The sequence below is a fragment of the Pseudomonas faucium genome (genome assembly GCF_021602585.1).
GTDB lineage: Bacteria > Pseudomonadota > Gammaproteobacteria > Pseudomonadales > Pseudomonadaceae > Aquipseudomonas > Aquipseudomonas faucium.
This window is the reverse complement of sequence record NZ_BQIP01000006.1, coordinates 21,966-44,031: the sequence shown is the minus strand read 5'-3', so window position 1 is coordinate 44,031 and position 22,066 is coordinate 21,966. Positions and strand designations below refer to the sequence as shown.

17 protein-coding genes and 1 pseudogene are annotated in these 22,066 nt (G+C 66.9%); 8 read left to right on the top strand and 10 right to left on the bottom strand.

Annotation, left to right across the window (positions count from 1 at the left end; genetic code table 11):
* Nucleotides 1–17 precede the first annotated feature (17 nt).
* The 4 genes and pseudogenes from ampD to L6D75_RS27445 all read left to right on the top strand — a co-directional run bounded on the left by ampD (nucleotide 18) and on the right by L6D75_RS27445 (nucleotide 3,544).
* Nucleotides 18–590, top strand: coding sequence for a 1,6-anhydro-N-acetylmuramyl-L-alanine amidase AmpD (gene ampD, locus L6D75_RS09135; RefSeq protein ID WP_176516855.1), 573 nt, complete (start codon nucleotides 18–20; stop codon nucleotides 588–590).
* On the top strand, nucleotides 587–1,417 hold the full coding sequence (gene ampE, locus L6D75_RS09130) for a regulatory signaling modulator protein AmpE (RefSeq protein ID WP_176516857.1): 831 nt from the start codon (nucleotides 587–589) through the stop codon (nucleotides 1,415–1,417). Before ampD ends, ampE begins: the two co-directional genes overlap by 4 nt.
* Nucleotides 1,418–1,564: 147 nt before the next feature.
* Nucleotides 1,565–2,686 (top strand): annotated as a pseudogene (locus L6D75_RS27450) (HAMP domain-containing protein); the annotation flags it as partial.
* Between the two features lie 144 nt (nucleotides 2,687–2,830).
* Nucleotides 2,831–3,544, top strand: coding sequence for a methyl-accepting chemotaxis protein (locus tag L6D75_RS27445; RefSeq protein WP_373876240.1), 714 nt, complete (start codon nucleotides 2,831–2,833; stop codon nucleotides 3,542–3,544).
* 61 nt (nucleotides 3,545–3,605) lie between these two features.
* Here L6D75_RS27445 and L6D75_RS09120 read toward each other — a convergent pair whose 3' ends face one another.
* Both L6D75_RS09120 and cra read right to left on the bottom strand, forming a co-directional pair.
* Nucleotides 3,606–4,382 (bottom strand): TatD family hydrolase, encoded by a 777-nt coding sequence (locus L6D75_RS09120; RefSeq protein ID WP_176516861.1) that lies wholly within the window; start codon nucleotides 4,380–4,382, stop codon nucleotides 3,606–3,608.
* A gap of 2 nt (nucleotides 4,383–4,384) precedes the next feature.
* A complete protein-coding gene (cra, locus tag L6D75_RS09115) occupies nucleotides 4,385–5,380 on the bottom strand; it encodes a catabolite repressor/activator (protein ID WP_176516863.1) in 996 nt (331 codons plus the stop codon).
* Nucleotides 5,381–5,673: 293 nt separating this feature from the next.
* On the opposite strand from cra, the gene ptsP reads away from it, so the two are divergent.
* From ptsP to L6D75_RS09100, 3 genes are read left to right on the top strand one after another with little or no spacing between them, the layout of a single operon-like run.
* A complete protein-coding gene (ptsP, locus tag L6D75_RS09110; protein ID WP_176516865.1) occupies nucleotides 5,674–8,526 on the top strand; it encodes a phosphoenolpyruvate--protein phosphotransferase in 2,853 nt (950 codons plus the stop codon).
* Entirely contained in the window at nucleotides 8,527–9,474 is a 948-nt protein-coding gene (gene pfkB / locus L6D75_RS09105) for a 1-phosphofructokinase (RefSeq protein WP_176516866.1), read from the top strand.
* Nucleotides 9,471–11,198: a PTS fructose-like transporter subunit IIB gene (locus tag L6D75_RS09100; protein WP_176516868.1), complete on the top strand. Its 1,728-nt coding sequence runs from the start codon at nucleotides 9,471–9,473 to the stop codon at nucleotides 11,196–11,198. Before pfkB ends, L6D75_RS09100 begins: the two co-directional genes overlap by 4 nt.
* Before the next feature lie 108 nt (nucleotides 11,199–11,306).
* Here the strand turns inward: L6D75_RS09100 and L6D75_RS09095 are convergent, their stop codons facing one another.
* A complete protein-coding gene (locus L6D75_RS09095; RefSeq protein WP_176516870.1) occupies nucleotides 11,307–11,528 on the bottom strand; it encodes a DUF3820 family protein in 222 nt (73 codons plus the stop codon).
* A gap of 199 nt (nucleotides 11,529–11,727) precedes the next feature.
* On the opposite strand from L6D75_RS09095, the gene L6D75_RS09090 reads away from it, so the two are divergent.
* Entirely contained in the window at nucleotides 11,728–12,204 is a 477-nt protein-coding gene (locus tag L6D75_RS09090; protein WP_176516871.1) for a ferritin-like domain-containing protein, read from the top strand.
* On the opposite strand, the gene L6D75_RS09085 is transcribed toward L6D75_RS09090, so the two are convergent.
* From L6D75_RS09085 to L6D75_RS09055, 7 genes are all read right to left on the bottom strand, one after another.
* Nucleotides 12,201–13,697 carry a sensor domain-containing diguanylate cyclase gene (locus tag L6D75_RS09085; protein ID WP_176516873.1) on the bottom strand — a complete coding sequence of 499 codons (1,497 nt, stop codon included), beginning with the start codon at nucleotides 13,695–13,697 and terminating at the stop codon, nucleotides 12,201–12,203. The genes L6D75_RS09090 and L6D75_RS09085 overlap by 4 nt on opposite strands.
* Before the next feature lie 121 nt (nucleotides 13,698–13,818).
* Nucleotides 13,819–15,153 carry an OprD family porin gene (locus L6D75_RS09080; protein ID WP_176516875.1) on the bottom strand — a complete coding sequence of 445 codons (1,335 nt, stop codon included), beginning with the start codon at nucleotides 15,151–15,153 and terminating at the stop codon, nucleotides 13,819–13,821.
* Nucleotides 15,154–15,358: 205 nt separating this feature from the next.
* Nucleotides 15,359–15,580, bottom strand: coding sequence for a hypothetical protein (locus tag L6D75_RS09075; protein ID WP_176516902.1), 222 nt, complete (start codon nucleotides 15,578–15,580; stop codon nucleotides 15,359–15,361).
* A 132-nt stretch (nucleotides 15,581–15,712) separates the two neighbouring features.
* Nucleotides 15,713–17,125 carry a heavy metal sensor histidine kinase gene (locus tag L6D75_RS09070; RefSeq protein WP_176516877.1) on the bottom strand — a complete coding sequence of 471 codons (1,413 nt, stop codon included), beginning with the start codon at nucleotides 17,123–17,125 and terminating at the stop codon, nucleotides 15,713–15,715.
* Nucleotides 17,100–17,774, bottom strand: a complete 675-nt coding sequence (locus tag L6D75_RS09065; RefSeq protein ID WP_176516880.1) for a heavy metal response regulator transcription factor — start codon at nucleotides 17,772–17,774, stop codon at nucleotides 17,100–17,102. Before L6D75_RS09065 ends, L6D75_RS09070 begins: the two co-directional genes overlap by 26 nt.
* A 9-nt stretch (nucleotides 17,775–17,783) precedes the next feature.
* Nucleotides 17,784–20,876, bottom strand: a complete 3,093-nt coding sequence (locus L6D75_RS09060) for a multidrug efflux RND transporter permease subunit (protein ID WP_176516881.1) — start codon at nucleotides 20,874–20,876, stop codon at nucleotides 17,784–17,786.
* A complete protein-coding gene (locus L6D75_RS09055) occupies nucleotides 20,873–22,036 on the bottom strand; it encodes an efflux RND transporter periplasmic adaptor subunit (protein ID WP_176516883.1) in 1,164 nt (387 codons plus the stop codon). The genes L6D75_RS09060 and L6D75_RS09055 overlap by 4 nt, the downstream gene beginning before the upstream one ends.
* Nucleotides 22,037–22,066: the final 30 nt, after the last annotated feature.

The following is a 22,066-nucleotide window of genomic DNA, read 5'->3' as shown; positions in this document are numbered from 1 at the left end:
TTTTCAGGATCTGCCCCATGCTATTGGACCGTGCCACTGGCTGGTTTCACGGAAACGGAATCACCCACTGCCCCTCGCCGAACTTCAATGCGCGCCCCGAAGGCGAAGCGATCTCTCTGCTGGTGATCCACAACATCAGCCTGCCGCCCGCCTGCTTCGGCAGCGGCAAGGTCCAGGAATTCTTCCAGAACCGCCTCGACCCCGACGAACATCCCTACTTTGCCAGCATCAGCCACCTGACGGTTTCGGCGCACCTGTTCGTCGAGCGCGACGGCGGCGTCACCCAGTTCGTGTCGCTGCTCGAACGTGCCTGGCATGCCGGGGTCTCACGCTTCGACGGGCGCGAGGGCTGCAACGACTTTTCCATCGGCATCGAGCTCGAAGGCACCGATGACCTGCCTTACACCGATGCCCAGTACGCCGTGCTGGCGCAACTGACGCAGCACATCCAGGCGGCCTGGCCGGCCATCGACCAGCGCCGCATCCAGGGCCACAGCGACATCGCCCCGGTGCGCAAGACCGACCCCGGCCCGGCATTCGATTGGCCGCGCTACCGCGCCGCCGTGACGGACAACGAGGACAAGGCATGAGTTTTCTGGTGTTGATGCTGGCGCTGTGGGTCGAGAAGTTCTCGGCCCTGCGCCATCAGGTACAACGCGATGGCTTCTTCCTGGGTGAACTGGTGCGCCTGGAGCGCAGCGGCAAGGTGCACCCCTGGTGGACCCTGGCCATTCTGGTGCTGGCCCCGGTGGCGCTGCTGGCATTGCTGCTGCACGTGCTCGACCCGGTTGCCTATGGCTTGCTGGCCCTGCCGGTGCACCTGCTGGTGCTGATCTACAGCCTCGGCCGTGGCGACTTCAAGGCCTCGCTCGGGCCGTTTCGCGATGCCTGGCGGCGCGGTGACGAGCAGGGCGCGCTGCACGTGGCCGAGCGCGACCTGGGGCTGGCGGCCGACGAGCCGCACAGCTTGCTGGTGCGGGTACAGGGCAACCTCTTGTGGCAGGCCTACCAGGGCTTTTTCGCGGTGATCTTCTGGTACTTCGTGCTGGGCCCGGGCGCTGCACTGGCCTACCGCCTGCTGGCGTTGACCGCCGAGCACAGCGGCCAACCGGCGCTCAAGGCCCGCGCCGAACAGCTGCGGCATGTGCTGGACTGGCTGCCGGTGCGGGTGCTGGCCCTGAGCTTCGCCCTGGTGGGCAACTTCCTGGCGGTCACCCGGGTCATGCTGCACGAGCTGCTCAACTGGCATATCAGCGCCGCGCACCTGGTGGCCAGGGTCGGGCGAATTGCCGACGACATTCCCGAGCAGGAAGACAGCCAGCGCGGCCTGGGCCGGCTGGACAGCCTGTGGGACCTGCTGCTGCGCTGCGCCGTGCTGTGGTACGCCGGCTTTGCCTTGTGGACGGTACTGGTCTGAGCCCTCCCGCGAGGGGCGCTTAACCTTAAGTTACAAACCTCCGGTTCGAACTGCGCTATACAGGGTGGCCTAGTGCTACCCCTTGTAGAACAACAAGAATCCTTGGAGGTGCCCGTGAAGCGTTCGCTCTACCCGGCCATTGCACTGATGAACCGGCTGAGCTTCGGCCAGAAGTTCAGCCTTGTCAGCGTCCTGTTCTTCCTGCCCATGCTTGGCACCAGCACCTACCTGGTCCTCGATGCCTATCGCCAATTCCAGTTCACCCGCGCCGAACTGCAGGGCATCGGCCCGCTGAGCAGCAGCCTGGCCCTGCGCGGCGACCTGGAAACCCTCGGCAACCTGGTGCAGATCAATGTGGTGCTCGGCCAGTCCGGCCAGGCAGTCGACCTGGAATTGCGCATCGCGGCCCTGCAGGACAAGGTCCAGGCACAGCTTGCCGCGTTGAAGGGCGGCGAGGCCGTGCCGCAGGCCAAGCTCGAAGAACTGGCGGGCGCATTCGTCGCCGCACGCAGCGAAACTTCCCTGCTGAGCAAGGCGGCGCTGTTCGACAAGCTGCTGGCCCAGGCCCAGGTATTGAGCAGGCAGGTCGCCAACCAGTCGGGGCTGAGCCAGGACAGCCAGGCCTCGGTGCGCCAGTTGAGCGAGTTGATTGGCGTGGCAACGGCGCAAGTCACCCAGAGCCTGGGCGAGGGGCGTGCGCTGGGGGCTGCGGCGTTGGGCCGGGGGTTCATCGACTCCTCCGGCAGTGCCCGCTTCGAAGATTTGCTGCAACGCCTGGAGCGCCTGGCCGTGGATTACGCCATGCGCGTGGACGACGCGCTGGCCGCCGACCCGGCCGCCAAGGCTGCCCTGGGCACCGCGGCGCAGGCCAGCGAGGCGACCGTCAAGCAAGCGGCGGCCTTGTTCGAGGACCGCGTGGTGGTGGCTGAAACCCTGGACGCGCCCTGGCCCGCCTTCTACCAGCAGGTGAGCGAGCTGATGGCCCAGACCTACCGCCTCAATGAGGCAGTGGTTGGCCATCTGCAGGGGCAACTGCAACAGCGCCTGGGCGAGCAGCGCTGGCGCATGATTGCCCTGGTCACGCTGCTGGCGGGTGTGTTTGCCCTGATCGTCTACCTCTACAGCGGCTTCTACGTCTCCACCCGAGCCACCCTGCGCAAGCTGGGCGGGGCCATGGGCAAGGTGGCGGCGGGGGATATGACGGTCAGTTTCCACGCCCACAGCCGTGATGAACTGGGCGAGCTGGGCCGGGATTTCAGTGAAGCGGTGCAGCGTATCCGCGGCCTGATCGACCAGGTCGGCCGCACCGTGGTGGCGGTCGAGGAGCAGGCCGGCCAGGTGCTGTCGGTGTCGACGCGCAGCAACCAGGCGGTCAGCGGCCAGCGTGAGCAGATCGAGCAGGTGGCCACGGCGATGAACCAGATGAGCGCCACGGCCCAGGAGGTGGCGCGCAGCGCGGCGCTGGCCGCCGACGGCGCGCAGCAGGTCAACCATGAAAGCGCCAATGGCCGCAGCCTGGTGGAAAGCCAGCAGGGCAGCATTGGCCGCCTGGCCGGTGAAATCGACCAGACCGTGCTGGCGATCAACCAGCTGGCCACCGACAGCCAGGCGATCGGCCAGGTGCTGGAGGTGATCCGCAGCATTGCCGAGCAAACCAACCTGTTGGCCCTCAATGCCGCGATCGAGGCAGCCAGGGCGGGTGAACAGGGCCGTGGCTTTGCCGTGGTCGCCGACGAGGTACGCACCCTGGCCCGGCGTACCCAGGACTCGACGGCGCAGATCGCGCAGATGATCCAGCGCCTGCAGGAGGGGGTTAGTGCCGCTGTGCGGGCGATGGGCAGCAGCCATCAGATGGCGGCGGCAACGGTGGATGAAGCGCGCCAGGTGCAGCAGGCACTGGGCAACATCCTGGGGGCGGTGGGGGGGATCGTCGAGCAGAACCAGCAGATTGCGGCGGCAGTCGAGCAGCAGACGGCGGTGGCCCATGATATCGACCGCAACATCGTGGCGATCAACCGGGCGGCCCAGGACACCACCCAAGGCGCCTGCCAGACCGAGGATGCCAGCCGGGCGCTGTCGCAGCAGGTGGTGGAATTGAAGCGGATGATCGGGGCGTTCAAGGTCTAGGTGGGGGCAGTGCCGGCCCTATCGCCGGCAAGCCGGCTCCTACAGGGTCAGGTGGGAGCATCTACCAACCAAACAGCTCGCAGGCATTCTTGCTGCTGGCTTCAGCCAGGGCCTCTACCTCGACCCCCATCAACTCGGCCAACGCCCCGGCAATTTCCGGCAAGTGCTCCGGGCTGTTGCGCTGCCCGGCAAACATCGCCGGGGCCATGTCCGGCGAGTCGGTCTCCAGCACCACGCTCTCAAGCGGCAAGCGCGCCAGGGTCTTGCGCAACCGCAGCGCCTGCGGCCAGGTCGCCGCGCCGCCCAGCCCTAGCCGAAAGCCCAGCTTGATGTACTCGCGAGCCTCTTCGTAACTGCCGGCAAAGGCATGGATGACCCCCGCCCGCGCCGGCTTGTAACGCTTGAGCGTGGCGATCACCTGGGCATGGCTGCGGCGTACATGCAGCAGCGCCGGCAAGGCGAAGTCGCAGGCCATCTGCAACTGCGCCTCGAACAGCGCCTGCTGGCGCTGCTTGTCGAGGCCTTCGAGGTAGTAGTCCAGGCCGAACTCGCCCACGGCGCACAGCCGCGGGTCGCCGTGCAGGCGTTCCAGCCATTGGCGCAGTTGCACCAGGTGCTCGGGACGATGCTGCTCCAGGTACACCGGGTGCAAGCCCAGCGCCGCCTGTACGCTCGGCTCGGCGCAGGCCAGGTCCCACACGCGCTGGAAATTGGCCTCATGCACCCCCAGCACCACCATTCGCTGCACCCCGCGCGCCGCCGCGTTGGCCAAGAGGCGCGGGCGGTCGGCGTCGAAGTCGGGGAAGTCCAGGTGGGTGTGGGTGTCGATCAGGCGCATGTTCAGCCTGCAGTGATGCGTTGCTTGAAGGTGCGGCCAATGGCGTGCACGCCGGGCTCGTAGCGTTTTTCCTCGATCGCGGCCAGGGCCAGCTCCAGTGCGGTGGCGGCGATCAGGCCATGCTGCTGGGCCATGGCGTTGACCGGCAGCGGCAGGAAGTCGAGCAGCTGGTTGTCGCCGAAGGTGCCCAGTTGCAGCTGGCGCGAATCGGCAGGGTGCGCCTGCAAGGTGTCGAACACCCCTTGCAGCAGCACGTAGGAGGTGGTCACCAGGGCATCCGGCAGCCCGCCTAGCTCGTCGATCAGTTGCTGCATCAGGCGCTGGCCGCATTCGCGGCTGAACGCTTCGCCCTGGTAGCGCCGCACGTCACCGGCAAACCCTTGCAGGGCCTCGTCGAAACCACCGGCGCGGGCCTGGCTGACCGACAGCTCCGGGCGTGCGCCGATCAGGGCGATGCTGCGTGGGGCGGTGGCGAGCAAGCTGTCGGCCAGCTGGCGGCTGGCATCGCGGTCGTCGCTGATGACCGAGCAGAAGTGCGCTGGGTCCAGGCGCCGGTCGATGGCGATCACCGGCAGGCCTTTGTCCTGCAGGTCGCGGTAGCTGTCGTCTTCGGGCGGCAGGCAGCTGGCGACGAACAGCGCATCGCAGCGACGGGCGCGGAACAGTTGCTGCAATTGGCGCTCGCTGTCTGGCTGGTCGTCACTGCTGGCAATCAGCAACTGGTAGCCACGGGCGCGGGCGCCCTGTTCCAGCTGCTTGGCGATGCGGGCGTAGCTGGGGTTCTCCAGATCCGGGAGAATGAAGCCCAGGGTGCGGGTGTGCCGGCTGCGCAGGCCAGCGGCCTGCGGGTTGGGCGTGAAGCCGTGGGCCTCGACCACCGCGCGCACGCGCTCGACAGTGCTGTTGCTGATGCGCTGCTGTTCAGCCTTGCCATTGATGACGTAACTGGCAGTGGTCACGGACACACCGGCCAGACGGGCGATATCGCTGAGTTTCACCGAATTTTCCTTGTTATTACCGGGGCTGATCGTGGGACAGGACCGAGTAGTTTGACCCGGCCAGGCTGCCACGCGCAGACGACCATTGTCGCAATTGTCCGACAGGATGGGGCTTTTTCCCCGGAAGATTATCGAGTAACGTGTCCGCTTGGTCAGGTTAAACGTTTCAGCTAAAAATTTTCTGCCGCCGCTGCCGTTCATGCGCAGCCGTTGAACTGGCTGAAATCGCGAATTTCACAACAATACCTCAGTACCCGGCATTTATCGCCAAGGGGCTGCAAAAGGAGAAGGTCATGCTCGAGCTCGCCAAAGAGCAGATAGCCATGGGCCAGACGGCTGTCGACAAAGCCGAGGCCCTGCGCCTGCTGGCGCAGCGGCTGGTGGCCGACGGCCTGGTCGCCGATGGCTATCTGCAAGGCCTGCAAGCCCGCGAGGCGCAGGGTTCCACCTTCCTTGGCCAGGGCATCGCCATCCCCCATGGCACCCCGCAGACCCGCGACCTGGTGTTCGCCACCGGGGTACGCCTGCTGCAGTTCCCCGAGGGCGTCGACTGGGGTGACGGCCAGCGGGTGTACCTGGCCATCGGCATCGCCGCCCGCTCAGACGAGCACCTGCGCCTGCTGCAACTGCTCACCCGCGCCCTGGGCGAAACCGACCTGGCCGAAGCCTTGCGCCGGGCAAGCTCCGCCGAGGCGTTGCTCAAACTGCTGCAAAGCGCACCGCAGGAACTGGCCCTGGACGCGCAGCTGGTCGGCCTGAACCTGCCCGCCGAGGACTTCGACGAACTGGCCTGGCGCGGCGCACGCCTGCTGCAACGCGCCGGTTGCGTCGACAGCGGCTTTGCCGCCGTGCTCCAGCAGGCCGAGCCGCTGCCCCTGGGCGAGGGCCTGTGGTGGTTGCACAGCGAGCGCCAGGTACGCCAGCCGGGCCTGGCCTTCGTCACCCCGCAGCAGCCCCTGCGCTACCGCGACCAGCCGCTGAACGGGCTGTTCTGCCTGGCCAGCCTCGGCGCTGCGCATCAGGCGCTGCTCGAGCGCCTGTGCGAAGTGCTGATCGAAGGCCGCGGGCAGACGCTGTACCAGGCCACCAGCAGCCGCGCCGTGCTCGAAGTGCTGGGCGGCGAGGCGCCGGCTGACTGGCCCAGTGCGCGCATCGCCCTGGCCAACCCCCACGGCCTGCATGCCCGCCCGGCGAAGATCCTGGCGCAACTGGCCAAGGGCTTCGAGGGCGAGATTCGCCTGCGCCTGGTGGACAGCGCGCAGCCGGCGGTGTCGGTCAAGAGCCTGAGCAAGCTGCTCAGCCTGGGGGCCAGGCGCGGGCAAGTGCTGGAGCTGAGCGCCGAGCCGTCCATCGCCAGCGATGCCTTGCCGGCGCTGCTGGCGGCCATCGAGCAAGGTTTGGGCGAGGAGGTCGAGCCACTGCCGGCCACCGCAAGCCTGGCAGCGCCGCTGCCGGCCGAAGCCCTGCAGGCCCCGGCCGCAGGCAGCCGCATCCAGGCGGTAGGCGCGGCACCGGGCATTGCCAGCGGGCCGGCGCATGTCTGCGTGCAACGTGAAATCGACTACCCCCTGCGCGGCGAATCGCCCACGCAGGAGCGGCACAAGCTGCAGCAGGCCATGGCCGTGGTCGGTAGCGACCTGCAAGCGCTGGTGCAGCGCAGCGACAAGGCCATTGGCGAGATCTTCGTCACCCACCAGGAAATGCTCGCCGACCCGGCCCTGAGCGACGATGTCGAGCTGCGCCTGGCCCAGGGCGAGAGCGCGCCGGCGGCGTGGATGGCAGTGATCGAGACGGCCGCGCGCCAGCAGGAGGCGTTGCATGATGCGTTGCTGGCCGAGCGTGCCGCCGACCTGCGCGATGTCGGCCGTCGCGTGCTGGCGCAGTTGTGTGGCGTGCAGGCCCAGGCCGAGCCCGAGCAACCTTATGTGCTGGTGATGGCCGAGGTGGGCCCCTCCGATGTGGCCCGGCTGGACCCGGCGCGGGTCGCCGGCATCGTCACCGCCCATGGCGGCGCCACGGCCCACAGCGCGATCGTCGCCAGGGCCCTGGGCATTCCGGCGGTGGTCGGCGCGGGGGCGGCGGTGCTGCAGCTTGCTGCCGGCACCCCGTTGCTGCTCGATGGCCAGCGCGGAACGCTCAGCGTCGCACCGCCGGCCGCTGAATTGCAGCGTGCGCTGGCCGAACGCGACCAGCGTGAGCAACGCCTGCAAGCCGCCTGGGCCGAGCGCCACGCGCCGGCCGTCACCCGCGACGGCCACGCCGTCGAAGTGTTCGCCAACATCGGCCAGAGCAGCGGCATCGACAAGGTGGTGGAGCAGGGCGCCGAAGGTGTTGGCCTGCTGCGCACCGAACTGTTGTTCATGGCCCACCCCCAGGCGCCGGATGTGGCCACCCAGGAGGCCGAGTACCGCCGCGTGCTCGATGGCCTGGGCGGGCGGCCGCTGGTGGTGCGCACCCTCGATGTGGGCGGTGACAAACCCTTGCCCTATTGGCCGATCGCCGCCGAGGACAACCCGTTCCTCGGCGTGCGTGGGGTACGCCTGACCCTGCAGCGGCCGCAGATCATGGAAGACCAGTTGCGCGCCCTGCTGCGCGCCGCCGACCAGCGCCCGCTGCGGATCATGTTCCCCATGGTCGGCCAGGTGCATGAGTGGCGCGAGGCGCGGGCGATGGTCGAACGCCTGCGCGTGGAAACCCCGGTCGCCGACCTGCAACTGGGCATCATGGTCGAGGTGCCGTCCGCGGCGTTGCTGGCGCCACAGCTTGCGCGCGAGGTGGACTTCTTCAGCATCGGCACCAACGACCTGACCCAGTACACCCTGGCCATCGACCGTGGCCACCCGAGCCTTTCGGCCCAGGCCGACGGCCTGCACCCGGCGGTGCTGAGCCTGATCGACATGACCGTGCGCGCCGCCCATGCCCAGGGCAAGTGGGTGGGCGTGTGCGGCGAGCTGGCCGCCGACCCGCAGGCGGTGGCGGTGCTGCTGGGGCTGGAGGTGGACGAGTTGAGCGTGGCGGCGCGCAGCATTGCCGAAGTCAAGGCACTGGTACGCCAGGCCGATCACCAGACGGCCCGCGCCCTGGCGCGCGAGGCCCTGCAACAAGACAGCGCCGCGGCGGTTCGCGCGCTGGTGGAGCGTTATTGAATGGCCAAGATCCTGACCCTGACCCTGAACCCGGCCCTGGACATCACCGTCAGCCTCGACACCCTGCGCCCCGGGCTGGTCAACCGCGCCCACGAGCAGCAGACCCATGCTGCCGGCAAGGGCCTGAACGTGGCCCAGGTGCTGGCCGACCTGGGGCACAGCGTGACCGTCGGTGGTTTCCTTGGCCAGGGCAACCTGCAGCCATTCGAGGCGTTGATCGAGCAGCGCGGGTTCGTCGACTGCTTCGTCCGCGTGCCGGGCGAAACCCGCAGCAACCTCAAGCTGGTGGAGGCCGATGGCCGCGTCACCGATATCAATGGGCAAGGCCCGCAGGTCGATGACGCTGCCTGCGCAGCGCTGCTGCGGCGCTTGCAAGCGATGGCGCCGGGGCATGACGCGGTGGTGGTGGCCGGCAGCCTGCCGCGTGGCATCAGCCCGGAGTGGTTCCGCCAGTTGCTCGAGCAACTGAAGGCGCTGGGCCTGAAAGTTGCCCTGGACAGCAGCGGCGAAGCGCTGCGCGCCGGCCTGCAGAGCGCGCCGTGGCTGGTCAAGCCGAACACCGAAGAGCTGGGCGAGGTACTGGGCCTGACCGTGAGCAGCGGCGCCGAACAGCGCGCCGCGGCCGAGCGGCTGCTGGCCAGTGGCGTGGAGCATGTGGTGGTGTCGGCGGGCGAGCAGGGGGTCAGCTGGTTTGCCGCAGGCCAGGCGCTGCACGCGCGGCCACCGCAGGTACGCGTGGCCAGTACCGTGGGCGCCGGCGATTCGCTGGTGGCGGGCATGGTCCACGGCCTGCTGTTGGGCGAACCCGCGTCCCAGACCCTGCGCCGCGCCACCGCCATCGCCGCGCTGGCGGTGACCCAGGTCGGCTTCGGCATTGCCGACCCGCACCACCTGGCGCGCCTGCAAGGCGCCGTGCAACTGACAGAACAACAAGAGGGTTGCCGATGAACATTGCCATTGTCACCGCCTGCCCCAACGGCCAGGTGTCCAGCGTGCTCAGTGCACGCCTGCTGGCCGCCGCCGCCCAGCGCCGCGGCTGGAAAACCTGCGTCGAAGTGGTGGATGCCGAGCATCCCGAGCGCCAGCTCAGCGCCGCGCAAATTGCCGAGGCCGACTGGGTGCTGGTGGTCAGCACCGGCCAGGTCGACCTGGGCCGCTTCAGCGGCAAGCGCGTGTACCAGAGCACGCCGGCCGAAGCGCTGGCCGACCGCGAAGGGTTTCTCGACCGCGCGGCAGTCAATGCGCAGGTGCTCGCCGGCGCGCCCACTAGCGCCCAACCGGCGGCGGCCGTGCGCCTGGTTGCCGTCACCGCCTGCCCGACCGGCGTGGCGCACACCTTCATGGCCGCCGAGGCCCTGCAACAGGCCGCGCAGCAACTGGGCTATGCGCTGACCGTGGAAACCCAAGGCTCGGTCGGTGCACGCAACCCACTCTCGGCCCAGGCCATCGCCGAGGCCGACGTGGTGCTGCTGGCCGCCGATATCGAAGTGCCCACAGCCCGCTTCGCCGGCAAGCGCATCTACCGCTGCGGCACCGGCATCGCGCTCAAGCAGGCGCGGGCAACCCTGGACAAGGCGTTGGCCGAAGCCCAGGTCGAAAGCGCAGGCGATGCCGCGCCGGCTGCGGCCAAGGCCGAGAAGGCCGGGGTCTACAAGCACCTGCTCACCGGCGTGTCGTTCATGCTGCCGATGGTGGTGGCCGGCGGCCTGCTGATCGCCTTGTCATTCGTGTTCGGTATCGAGGCCTACAAGGAGCCAGGCACCTTGCCCGCCGCGCTGATGCAGATTGGCGGCGAGGCGGCGTTCAAGCTGATGGTGCCGCTGCTGGCGGGCTATATCGCCTGGTCCATCGCCGACCGCCCGGGCCTGGCGCCGGGCATGATCGGCGGTTTGCTGGCGAGCACCCTGGGCGCCGGTTTCATCGGCGGCATCGTCGCCGGTTTTCTCGCCGGCTACAGCGCCAAGGCGATCGCCCGCTGGGCGCGCCTGCCCAGCAGCCTCGACGCGCTCAAGCCGATTCTGATCATTCCGCTGCTGGCCAGCCTGTTCACCGGCCTGGTGATGATCTACGTGGTCGGCCAGCCGGTGGCGGCGATGCTCGAAGGGCTCACGCATTTTCTCGACAGCATGGGCACCACCAACGCCATTCTGCTCGGCCTGCTGCTGGGCGGCATGATGTGCGTCGACCTGGGCGGGCCGATCAACAAGGCGGCCTATGCCTTCTCGGTGGGGCTGCTGGCGTCGTCGAGCTATGCGCCGATGGCGGCGACCATGGCCGCCGGCATGGTGCCGCCGATCGGCCTGGGCATCGCCACCTTCCTGGCCCGGCGCAAGTTCGCCCAGAGCGAGCGCGAGGCGGGCAAGGCGGCGTTGGCGCTGGGCTTGTGCTTCATCTCGGAGGGGGCGATTCCGTTCGCGGCCAAGGACCCATTGCGGGTGATCCCGGCGAGCATTGCCGGCGGGGCGTTGACCGGGGCGCTGTCGATGTACTTTGGCTGCAAGCTGATGGCGCCGCATGGTGGGCTGTTCGTGTTGCTGATACCCAATGCGATCAACCACGCGTTGCTGTACCTGCTGGCGATCGTGGCGGGGAGTTTGCTGACGGCGGTGGTGTATGCCGTGATCAAGAAGAGCGAGCGGGTGGAGCTGGCAGTGGCGCCCGTGAAGGGTTGAGGGCCTCATCGCCGGCAAGCCGGCTCCCACAGGTACAGCACAGGCTTCAAGGCCTGTGTTTACCCTGTGGGAGCCGGCTTGCCGGCGATAGGGCCAAAACTGGCCCCCTCATTTGCGATGCTTCTGCCGCAATGGCACCAGCAAATCCCCCAGGCCGTTATGGTCGACCTCGTGCATCAACGCCAGCAACCCACCCAGTTCCCCCGCCGGAAAGCCCTTGCGCGCAAACCAGGCCAGGTAGTCACCCGGCAGGTCGGCAATGATCCGCCCCTGGTATTTGCCAAAAGGCATCGTGCGCGTGACCAGCAGTTCGAGGGTTTCCGGTTTCATGGGTAAGGCCTGCAGGGGAAGAGCGCCGACCATACTGCAATCTGCACGAGCGCCCAAGCGGCAATCATGCATAACGCCGTTTCACACATTCCTGCCTTTGATGGTAAATAATTGATTTTAAAGAGTTTTATTTTTGGGTGAGGCTTGGCACGAAGGCTGCTCCTGATTACATGACTATCACCTGCCAAGGAGTTAAACCATGAGCAACCCCAACAAAGACGTGATCGACGTACTCAACGACCTGATCGAGTACAGCAAGGACGGCGAAAAGGGTTTCAAGACTTCGGCCGATGATGTGAAGAACCCGGAACTCAAGGCCTTCTTCGTGCAGCGCGCCGGCGAATGCTCCAGTGCCGCCGCCGAGCTGCAAAGCGAAGTGCGCCGCCTGGGCGGTGACCCGGAAACCTCCACCAGCATCAGCGGCGACATGCACCGCGGCTGGGTCAACCTCAAGTCGATGGTCACCGGCAAGGACGAAGAAGCGGTGCTCAACGAAGTCGAGCGCGGCGAGGACCACGCCCTCAAGGCCTACAAGGAAGCCCGCGAGAAGCTGGTCAAGCTGGGCCGCGCTGCCAGCGACCAGAGCTACGCACTGGTCGAGAAGCAACTGCAAGGCGTGCAACGCAACCACGACCAGGTAAAGGCGCTGCGCAACGCTGCCCGCGCCCGCTCCTAAGCGGCTGGCCCCTCTACTCGGTTGCGGCCTTTGGCCTTGGCCCGGTAGAGGGCTTCGTCCGCATCACCCAGCACCCGGGTCAGGTCGTGCTGGGTGCCGGGGATGAACACGCCGATGCCGATGCTGACCGTCACCGCACGGGCATCATCGGCAAACGGCGCCAAGCCTTCCACGCTGGCGCGAATGCGTTCTGCCAGCAGCAGCGCACCCGGCAGCTCGGTCTCCGGCAAGATCACCTGAAACTCCTCCCCCCCATAGCGCGCCGCCAGGTCGGCAGGCCGGCGCAGGCACTGTTCGATGGCCTTGGCCACCTCGCGCAGCGCATGGTCGCCACCGGCATGCCCATGGCGCTGGTTGAACGCCTTGAAATGATCCACATCCACCATCATCACCGCCAGCGGCTTGCGGTTGCGCTGGGCGCGTGCCCATTCCAGGCGCAGCACCTGGTCCAGCCGGCGGCGGTTGGCAAGGCCGGTGAGGCTGTCGGTGGCGGCCAGGGTCGCCAGGCTCTGTTCGGCTTCGTGACGGCGCTGTAGCTCACGGCCCAGCAGCAAGGTCAGCCAGAGGATGCCCACGCACAGTACGCCGGTGGCCACGCTGACCAGTATCGCGGTGCGCCGCCACGACTCGAACACCTCGTCGGCCGAGTGCACCACCATCACGATCAGCGGCAGGTCGGCCACCCGGGCGAAGGTGAACATGCGCTGGTCCCCGGTGGTGCTCGAACGTGCCGTGAAGCTGCCGCTGCGCTCGCCGAGCATGCGCTTGAAGTTGGGCCGCTCGCGGTAGTTGCTGCCGATCAGCGGGTCGTCTGGCCGGGTAGGTTGCCGGGCGAGCAGCTGGCCATTGGCGTTGAACAGGTTGATGCTGCTGTCGTCGCCGATGTCCAGGCGCTGGAACAGTTCGTTGAAATAGGAAAGGCGCAAGGCGCCTGCGGCCAAGCCTGCGAACTCGCCGTTGGGGCCGGAAATGCGCCGGCTGAAGCTGATGCACCAGTCCAGGTCGCCCAGCCGCGCCTTGAACGGCGGGCCCACCAGCAAACCGAGGTTGGGGTCGTTCAGGTGCGCTTTGAACACGCCGGTGTCGGCGAAGTTGGCCTTGCGCGGCACGATGCTGGTGGAGTCGCCCACCACATTGCCGGCCTTGTCCAGCCACAGCACATCGCCGCGTTTCTTGTCGACGAAGGCTTCGTTGAACAGCAGGCGTTGGCGCAGCGCACCGGGGATCTCGGGCAGCTCCTTGCGGTTGACCGCCCAGATCAGGCCCTGCAGGGACTGATCGTAGAGTTCGGCATTGCGCAGGATGTCGCTTTCGATCAGTTGCACGATGTTGTTCGAGGCGCGGATGGCCGATTGCTCGACGCTGTCACGCTCGCGGGCCAGCAGGTAGCTGACGATGGCCACGATCGCGAGCACGGCAAGGCAACTGCCCAGGTTGAGGATCAGCTCGGGGTGCGACCTGTAGAGTGCGAGACGCGGTAATCGAGTGGGCATGCGCGCTACTGCTGAGGCAGGGCCATTTGCGGCGGCGACATTCTAGGGGTGCAGGGATTGTCGAACAAGATTTGTCCGACGGAATCGTGCGTGGGAGCGGGCGAACCCGCTCCCGCAAGGGTCAGAAGATGTTCACCGGATAATCGACGATCACCCGCAGTTCGTCGTTGTCGCTGTTGCTGTCGATCGACGCATAGCCCTGGCTGCCGCGGTGGGTGGCATAGCGCAGCAGGACCGACAGGTCCTTGAAGTCGCCTTCCTGGAACACGTATTTCACGTCCAGGTCGCGCTCCCAGTGCATGGCGTTCTTGCCATCGGCGCGGTAGTAGTCGTAGTGGCTGGTGTCGCGGCTGGCCTTGGTCAGGTCCGCCTCGCCGCGCGAGTACGATACGGTGGTGCTCAGGCCTGGGATGCCGACGCCGGCGAAGTTGTAGCCGTACTGCAGCTTCCACGAACGCTCGTTCGGGGCGTTGAAGTCCGAGTACATGCGCGAGTTGTCCAGGTACACGCTGTCGCCCAGGTTGATGTAGTCGAACGGCGTGTTGCCGTTGACCCGCTGGTAGGCGGCGGTGACGCTGTGGTAACCGGCATTGACCGTGAAGTGCAGGCTGTAGGTGTTGTTGTCGATCTTGCCCAGCAGCGCCTGGCCGGTGTCCTGGGTGTGGTAGAAGTGCACGCCCGGGTTCAGGCTGACCAGGTCGTTGACCACGTAGGTGTAGTCGAAGTCGGCGTAGTACTGGTTCCAGATGTCCTTCAGCTCAGCGGCATACAGGTTGGCGGTGATGTTCTCGGTGCCGCTCCAGGACGCGCCGGCCCAGTTCAGGTGCTTGCTCTTGTCGTGTTCGTCCAGCGCACCGTAGTAGGTGTCGATGCGGCGGTGGCCGCTCTGGTTGTACGGGTGGGTGAAGCTGACCTGGCCGCCTTCGAGCAGCAGCCCGTCGATGCTGGTATTGGTCAGGCTCACGCCGCGGAAGGTCTGCGGCAGCATGCGGGTTTCACCGCCGGCGATCACCGGGTTGGTGAGGAACAGGTCACCGGCCTTGAGCTCGGTGTCGAACGCCTTGAGCTTGACCGCAGCGCCGGCCGTGGAGAACGAGTGCGGGGCGGCGCCCAGTTCACCGTCGTCCTTGTAGTGCGACGGCAGGATGCTGGTGCCGGCATGGCCGCCACCGCCGTCGAGCTTCAGGCCCAGCATGGCATGGGCGTCGAGGCCGAAACCCACCACCCCAGGGGTGTAGCCGGACTCGAAACGGGCGACTGCGCCCTGGCCCCACTCGCGCTTGTCGCGCACGCCACTGTTGAGGTTGTTGCGGTTGAAGTAGGCATTACGCAAATGCAGGTTGAACGTCGAGCCTTCGATAAAGCCATCAGCCTTGTCTTCATCTGCCTGGGCGGCGAACGGCATCGTTGCAGTCAATGCAATGAACAACGGGGTAAAACGAAACGCGGAAGGCACCGGTACTAGCTCCTTTGGTCGGGCGGTGGGGCAGTTTTTATTTTTTGAATGTGCAACTTTCTTGTTAGAGACGTAACAACCGGGCTGATCGTTAAAGCACATAAAAAAAGCCGCTGATTGGCAGCGGCTTTAAAAGGCTAACATATCGGCACCGGTGGTGCCCATGGCGTAGCCGAGGGAAATCTGGAGCAGCGGCGAACAGCAATCAGCTGTCCGCGTTGGCATCGCTTTGAACTTTGGAAGCGGTCTGTTCCGAGGCTTTTACGGCGTCTGCCTGGTGGGCGACAGCTTCGCGGGCATCTTGGTGAACAGCGGCAAGCTCAGCATTACGGGCGACGAAGGCCGGCGACTCTTCAGCCATGGCCAGGGGCGACAACAACAGGGAAGACAGAACGAAAACGCTGGCAATACCCATACTGTTGGACATTTTGAAACTACCTTCTTGCGGTGCAAGTGCTAATGAGGACAGGGCTAAAGTTAGTCGTTTAATGGCCCTGGAAACAGCGTCCGTGGTGATAAGCACTGTTGCGCAAAAGGTAACGATCATCTGGAAAAGCAATTAGACTTTCGCCCCAAACCCGCGTGTTTGAGCGCTTGGCAGGCGAATGCCAAAGGTATTGGCGCCGGCTTCGCTCTGAACGAAAACATCGCCCCCATGCATCAGCGCAATGGCTTTGACGATGGCCAGGCCCAAGCCATGGTTGCCGCCGCCACTGTTGCTGCGCGCCGCATCCACCCGGTAGAAACGCTCGAACAGCAGCGGCAGGTGGGCATCGTCGATGGCCGGCCCCGGGTTGCTCACGGCGATGCTGGCCTGTTGCGCCCCGGCATCGATATGCACGCGGATCACCTGGTTGGGCGCGGTGTGTTGCACGGCATTGTTCAGCAGGTTGATCAGCGCCCGGCGCAGCTGGGCTTTTTCGATCGGCGCCTGGGCGTCGCCGCTGACCGACACGCTGACCTGGGCGTCTTCGAGGATGTAGTCCAGGTAGTCGAGGGTGGTGGCGACTTCCTCGGCCAGTGACACCTGGGTCAGGGCGGTGGCCTTGCTGCCCTGGTCGGCGCTGGCGAGGAACAGCATGTCGTTGATGATGCTGCGCAGCCGTTCGAGCTCTTCGAGGTTCGATTGCAGCACTTCGAAGTAGTGCTCGGCGCTGCGCCCGCGGGTGAGCGCGACCTGGGTCTGGCCGATCAGGTTGGTCAGCGGCGAGCGCAATTCGTGGGCGACGTCGGCGTTGAACGCCTCCAGCCGCGAATAGGCCTGGCTGACCCGGTCGAGGGCGGCGTTGAAGGCGCCGGCGAACTGCGCCAGCTCCGGCGCCAGGTCGTGGGTTTGCAGGCGGCCGTCCAGGCGCGGCGGGGCCAGCGCCTGGGCTTCGTTGGACAACGCCAGCAGCGGGCGCAGGCCGATCCGGGCGACCCAGTACCCCAGCACCGAAGCCAGCAACACACCCAGCACCGCCAGCCCGACGATGGCCACCAGCAAGCTGTGCTGCGCCTGCCAGAAGGTTTCCGTGTCGATACCGATCAGAAAGCGCAGCGGCGGGCGCTCGGCCACGGCCGGCAGTTCGCTGACCAGCACCTTGTACGCGTAGGGGCGCTCGGGCAGGCGCAGGTCGCGCATGCCTTGCGGGCCTTCGGCGAACGCGCGCACCAGCTCGCTGGGGTGGCCGTATTCGAAGGCCGGGTTGCTGCTCACCACCCAGAAGCGGATGCGCTTGTCTTCTTCGCTGAGCAAGTTGAGCTTGTTGCTGATCTTGGCCCAGTGCTCGGGCGTGCCGAAGCGGTTGAGGGTGGATTCGAGCACGCTGTAGCGCGCATCGAGCTCGGCCGCCGGCAGCAGGTCGAGGCTGCGGTCGACCTGGCGATACAGCGCCGAGCCGATCAGCACGAACACCCCCAGCGCCACCAGGATGAACAGCGCCGACAGGCGCAGGGCGATGGAGTTAACCGGCACGGTTTTCCAGGACATAGCCCATGCCTCGGATGGTGTGCAGCAGCTTGTTGTCGAATGGCCCGTCGAGCTTGGCGCGCAGGCGTTTGATGGCGACCTCGACGACATTCGCGTCGCTGTCGAAGTTGATGTCCCAGACCAGCTCGGCGATGGCGGTCTTGGACAGGATCTCGCCCTGGCGCCGGGCCAGCACGCTGAGCAGCGAGAACTCCTTGGCGGTCAGGTCCAGGCGGGTGCCGGCGCGGCTGGCCTTGCGCGCCATGAGGTCGATCCACAGGTCGCCAACCTGCACCTGCAGCGGCTCGTGGCTGCTGCTGCGGCGGGTCAGGGCCTGCAGGCGGGCAACCAGTTCGAGGAACGAGAACGGTTTGCCCAGGTAGTCGTCGGCACCTTCGCGCAGGCCATGGATGCGGTCTTCGACGCGCTCGCGGGCGGTGAGCATGATCACCGGCGTCTGCTTGCGCGCGCGCAGGGCGCGCAGCACGCCGTAGCCATCCAGGCCCGGCAGCATCACGTCGAGCACGATCACTGCGTAGTCGCCTTCAAGGGCCATGTGCAGCCCGTCGATGCCGTCGCGTGCAAGGTCGACGGTGAAGCCTTGCTCGCTCAGGCCGCGATGCAGGTAGTCGGCGGTTTTTTCTTCGTCTTCGATGATCAGCACACGCATGGTCTTGTCTCAGCTGGCACTTGGCGCGGCCGCAGCGGCCGCCTGGCGGCGATGGAACAGGCGCTCCAGGGCCAAGTATATGACCGGGGTGGTGAACAGCGTCAGCGCCTGGCTCACCAACAGGCCGCCGACCACGGCGATGCCCAGCGGCTGGCGCAGTTCGGCGCCGGTGCCGAAGCCGAACATCAGCGGCACCGCGCCGAGCAGCGCGGCCAGGGTGGTCATGATGATCGGGCGAAAGCGCACCAGGCACGCCTGGCGGATCGCCTGCTCGGGTGTCATGCCCTGGTGGCGCTGGGCTTCGAGGGCGAAGTCGATGAGCAGGATGCCGTTCTTCTTGACGATGCCGATCAGCAGCACCACGCCGATCAGGCCCATGATGCTGAAGTCCTGCCCGCTGGCCCAGAGCAGGATGATCGCGCCCAGGCCCGCCGAGGGCAGCGTCGAGATGATGGTCAGCGGGTGGACGAAGCTTTCGTACAGCACGCCGAGGATGATGTACACCGCCACCAGCGCGGCGAGGATCAGGTACGGCTGGCTCGACAGCGAGCTCTGGAAGGCCTGGGCGGCGCCCTGGAAGTTGCCGGCGATGGAGTCGGGCATGCCCAGTTCGCGCTGGGTGCGTTCGAGGATCTGCACCGCATCGCCCAGGGCCACGCCGGGCGCCAGGTTGAACGACAGGTTGGCGGCCGGGAACAGGCCGTCGTGGCTGATCGACAGCGGCCCGGTGCTGGGCGCTGCCACGTGGGCCAGGGCCGACAACGGCACCATCTCGTTGGTCAGCGGCGAGCGCAGGTAGAAGAAGTTGAGGCTTTCGGCCTTGCCGCGCTGGCGCGCATCGAGCTCGAGAATCACCTTGTACTGGTTGGTTTCGGTCTGGAATTCGCTGATCTGCCGCTGGCCGAAGGCGTCGTACAGCGCCTGGTCGACGTCGGTGGTGGTCAGGCCGAAGCGCGCTGCGGCCTGGCGGTCGATGTCGATGCGCGTGACGCTGGCGCCCAGCTGCAGGTCGTTGGACAGGTCGCGAAACGCCGGGTTTTCCTTCAGGCGCTCGGTCAGGCGCTGGGTCCACAGGTTCAGGGCCACGCCGTCGTTGCTCTTGAGCACGTACTGGTACTGGGTGCGCGATGGCCCGGAGCTGAGGTTGATGTCCTGGCCGGCGCGCAGGTACAGGACGATGCCGGGTACCTGGGCGAGTTTCGGGCGAATGCGGTCGATCCACTCGCTGGCCGACACGTCGCGCTCGCCGCGGGGCTTGAGCGAAATCCAGAAGCGGCCGTTGGCGATGGTCTGGTTGCTGCCGGTGACCCCGACCGAGTGCGAATAGGCGCGCACGGCCGGGTCATCACCGATGATCTTCGCCACCGCCAGGTGTTTTTCGATCATCGAGGGGTAGGAAACGTCTGCCGCTGCCTCGGTGGTGCCGAGGATGAAGCCGGTGTCCTGCAGCGGGAAGAAGCCCTTGGGGATGCCGATATAGCCGGCCACCGCCAGCGCCAGGGTGATGCCGAACACACCGAGGGTCAGGCGCCGGTGGGCCAGGGCGCGGTCCAGGCCCCTTTCGTACCAGCCCAGCAGGCGCGCACCGAAACCGCCGCCGTGCTCGCTGGGCGGGCGGCGCATGAACAGGGCGGCGAGGGTCGGCGCCAGGGTCAGCGACACCACTACCGAGATCAGGATGGTGGCCGTGGCGGTCAGGGCGAACTCCTTGAACAGGCGCCCGACCACGCCGCCCATGAACAGCAGCGGAATGAACGCGGCGATCAGCGAGAAGCTGATCGACACCACGGTGAAGCCGATCTCGCCGGCGCCCCTGAGCGCCGCCGTGCGGCTGTCGTCGCCGGCCTCCAGGTGACGGTGGATGTTCTCCACCACGACGATGGCGTCATCGACCACGAAGCCCACGGCGATGACGATGGCCACCAGGGTCAGGTTGTTGAGGCTGAAGCCCAGCACGTACATCAGCGCGCAGCTGGCGATCAGCGACACCCCGAGCACGCTGGAGACGATGAAGGTGGCCGACCACTGGCGCAGGAACAGCGCCATCACCCCGATCACCAGCGCCACGGCGATCATCAGCGTCAGTTCCACTTCATGCAGCGATGCGCGGATGGTCTGGGTGCGGTCCTGCAGCACCGATACCTCGACCGAGGCCGGCAGCATCTCCTGCAGCCGGGGCAGGGCGTCGAGCACCCGGTCCACGGTGTCGACGATGTTGGCCCCCGGCTGGCGGAAGATCACCAGGTTCAGCCCCGGCTGGTCGCCGGACCAGGCCTTGACGTAGGCGTTCTCGGCGCCGTTGATCACCTTGGCCACGTCGGCCAGGTGCACCGGCGCGCCATTGCGGTAGCTGACGATCAGCTTGGCGTAGTCCTCGGGGTGGAACAGCTGGTCGTTGGCGGCGATGGTCGACACGCTGTGCTCGCCGTACAGCGCGCCCTTGGCCAGGTTCAGGCTGGTTTGCTGGATGGCCAGGCGCACGTCGGCCAGGGTCAGGCCGATGGCCGCGAGTTTCTCCGGCTGCGCCTGCACCCGGATCGCCGGGCGCAGCTGCCCGGTGATGTTGATCAGGCCGACCCCGTCGATCTGGCTGAGCTGGCGGGCCAGCAGGGTTTCGGCGTAGTCGCTGAGCTCGTTGCCGGGCATCTGCGCGGAGCTGACGGTGAGGATCAGCACCGGGCTGTCGGCCGGGTTGACCTTGCGCCAGGTCGGCGGGCTCGGCAGGTCCTGGGGCAGGCGCGCGGTGGCGGTGTTGATCGCTGCCTGCACTTCCTGGGCGGCGGTGTCGATGTTCTTGTCCAGGGTGAACTGCAGGATCAGCGTGGTCGAGCCCAGGGCACTGCTGCTGGTCATCTGGGTCATGCCGGGGATGGCGCTGAACTGCACTTCCAGCGGCGTTGCCACCGACGAGGCCATGGTCTCGGGGCTGGCACCGGGCAACTGGGCGGTGACCTGGATGGTCGGGAAATCGGCCTCGGGCAGCGGCGCCACCGGCAGGCGGGGGAAGGCGATGGCACCCAGCAGCACCAGGGCGAAGGTCAGCAGCAGGGTGGCGATGGGGTGGTCGATGCACCAGGCCGAGACGCCATTGCGGGTGTTCATGGCTGGCTCCTGCGGTCGGCCATCTCGGCCGGTGCCGGGGCGTCTGGGGTGATCTCGACTCGGGCGCCGGGCTTGAGCCGCGACTGGCCGTCGAGCACCAGGCGGTCACCGGCCTTGACCCCGGCGACGATGTTCAGCGTGCTGTCCTGGTACAGCACCTTGACCGGCACGCTGGTGACCTTGTCGCCCTCCACGCGGTAGACGAAGTGGCCATCGATGCTGCGCTGCACCACCGGCGGCGGCACCACCAGTGCGTTTTCGTCCAGCGCCGTGCGCAGGCGCACGGTGACCAGCTGACCCGGCCACAGGCGGCCGTCCTTGTTGTCGAACTCGGCCTTCACCCGCACCGTGCCGGTGTTGGCGGAAATCTGGTTGTCGATCAGTGCCAGGCGGCCTTCGCCCAGCAGGCTGCGCTCGCCGTCGGCATCCATGTAGGCCTCGACGTGCGCAGGTGTCGGCGCCTTGAGCAGGGTTTGCAAGGTCGGCAGCATTTGTTGCGGCAGGGAGAATTCCACGGCGATCGGGTCGATCTGGGTCACGCTGAACAGGCCCTGGGCATCGCTGGTGCGCACCAGGTTGCCGGGGTCGACGTTGCGGATGCCGACGCGGCCTGTAACTGGCGAGCGGATCTGCGTGTAGGAAAGCTGCACCTGTGCGTTGGCAATGGCCGCCTGGTTGCCCTTGACCGTGGCCTGCAGCTGGTTGACCAGCGCCTGTTGCTGGTCGAGGGTCTGCTTGGACACCCCGTCATCGGTGCTCAGCAGCTTGTAGCGCTTGAGGTCGACCCCGGCCACCTGGATCTGTGCCTGGCTCTGGCCGAGCTGGGCGCGGGCCTGGTCGAGCGAGGCGCTGATGCTGCGATCGTCGAGGGTGGCGAGCAGGTCGCCTTCCTTGACCCATTGGCCTTCCTTGACCAGCACCTGGGTCAGGATGCCCTCGACCTGCGGGCGCACCTCGACGCTGTGCAGCGACAGCACCGAACCGATGGCACTGGCATAGCGCGGCACGTCCTGCTGGGCAACGCTGACCACGCGGACCGGGATGGCGGCTTGCGCACGGCTGGCAGGCACTTCGTGCCGTTGGCCGTACCAGATGCCCAATGCGGCCAGGGCGAGCAGTGCCGTGGTGGCCAGGAGGAGAGAGCGGGAAGGACGTCGCATCGGCGCGGGCACCTTGGCCAAGAGGGGGGA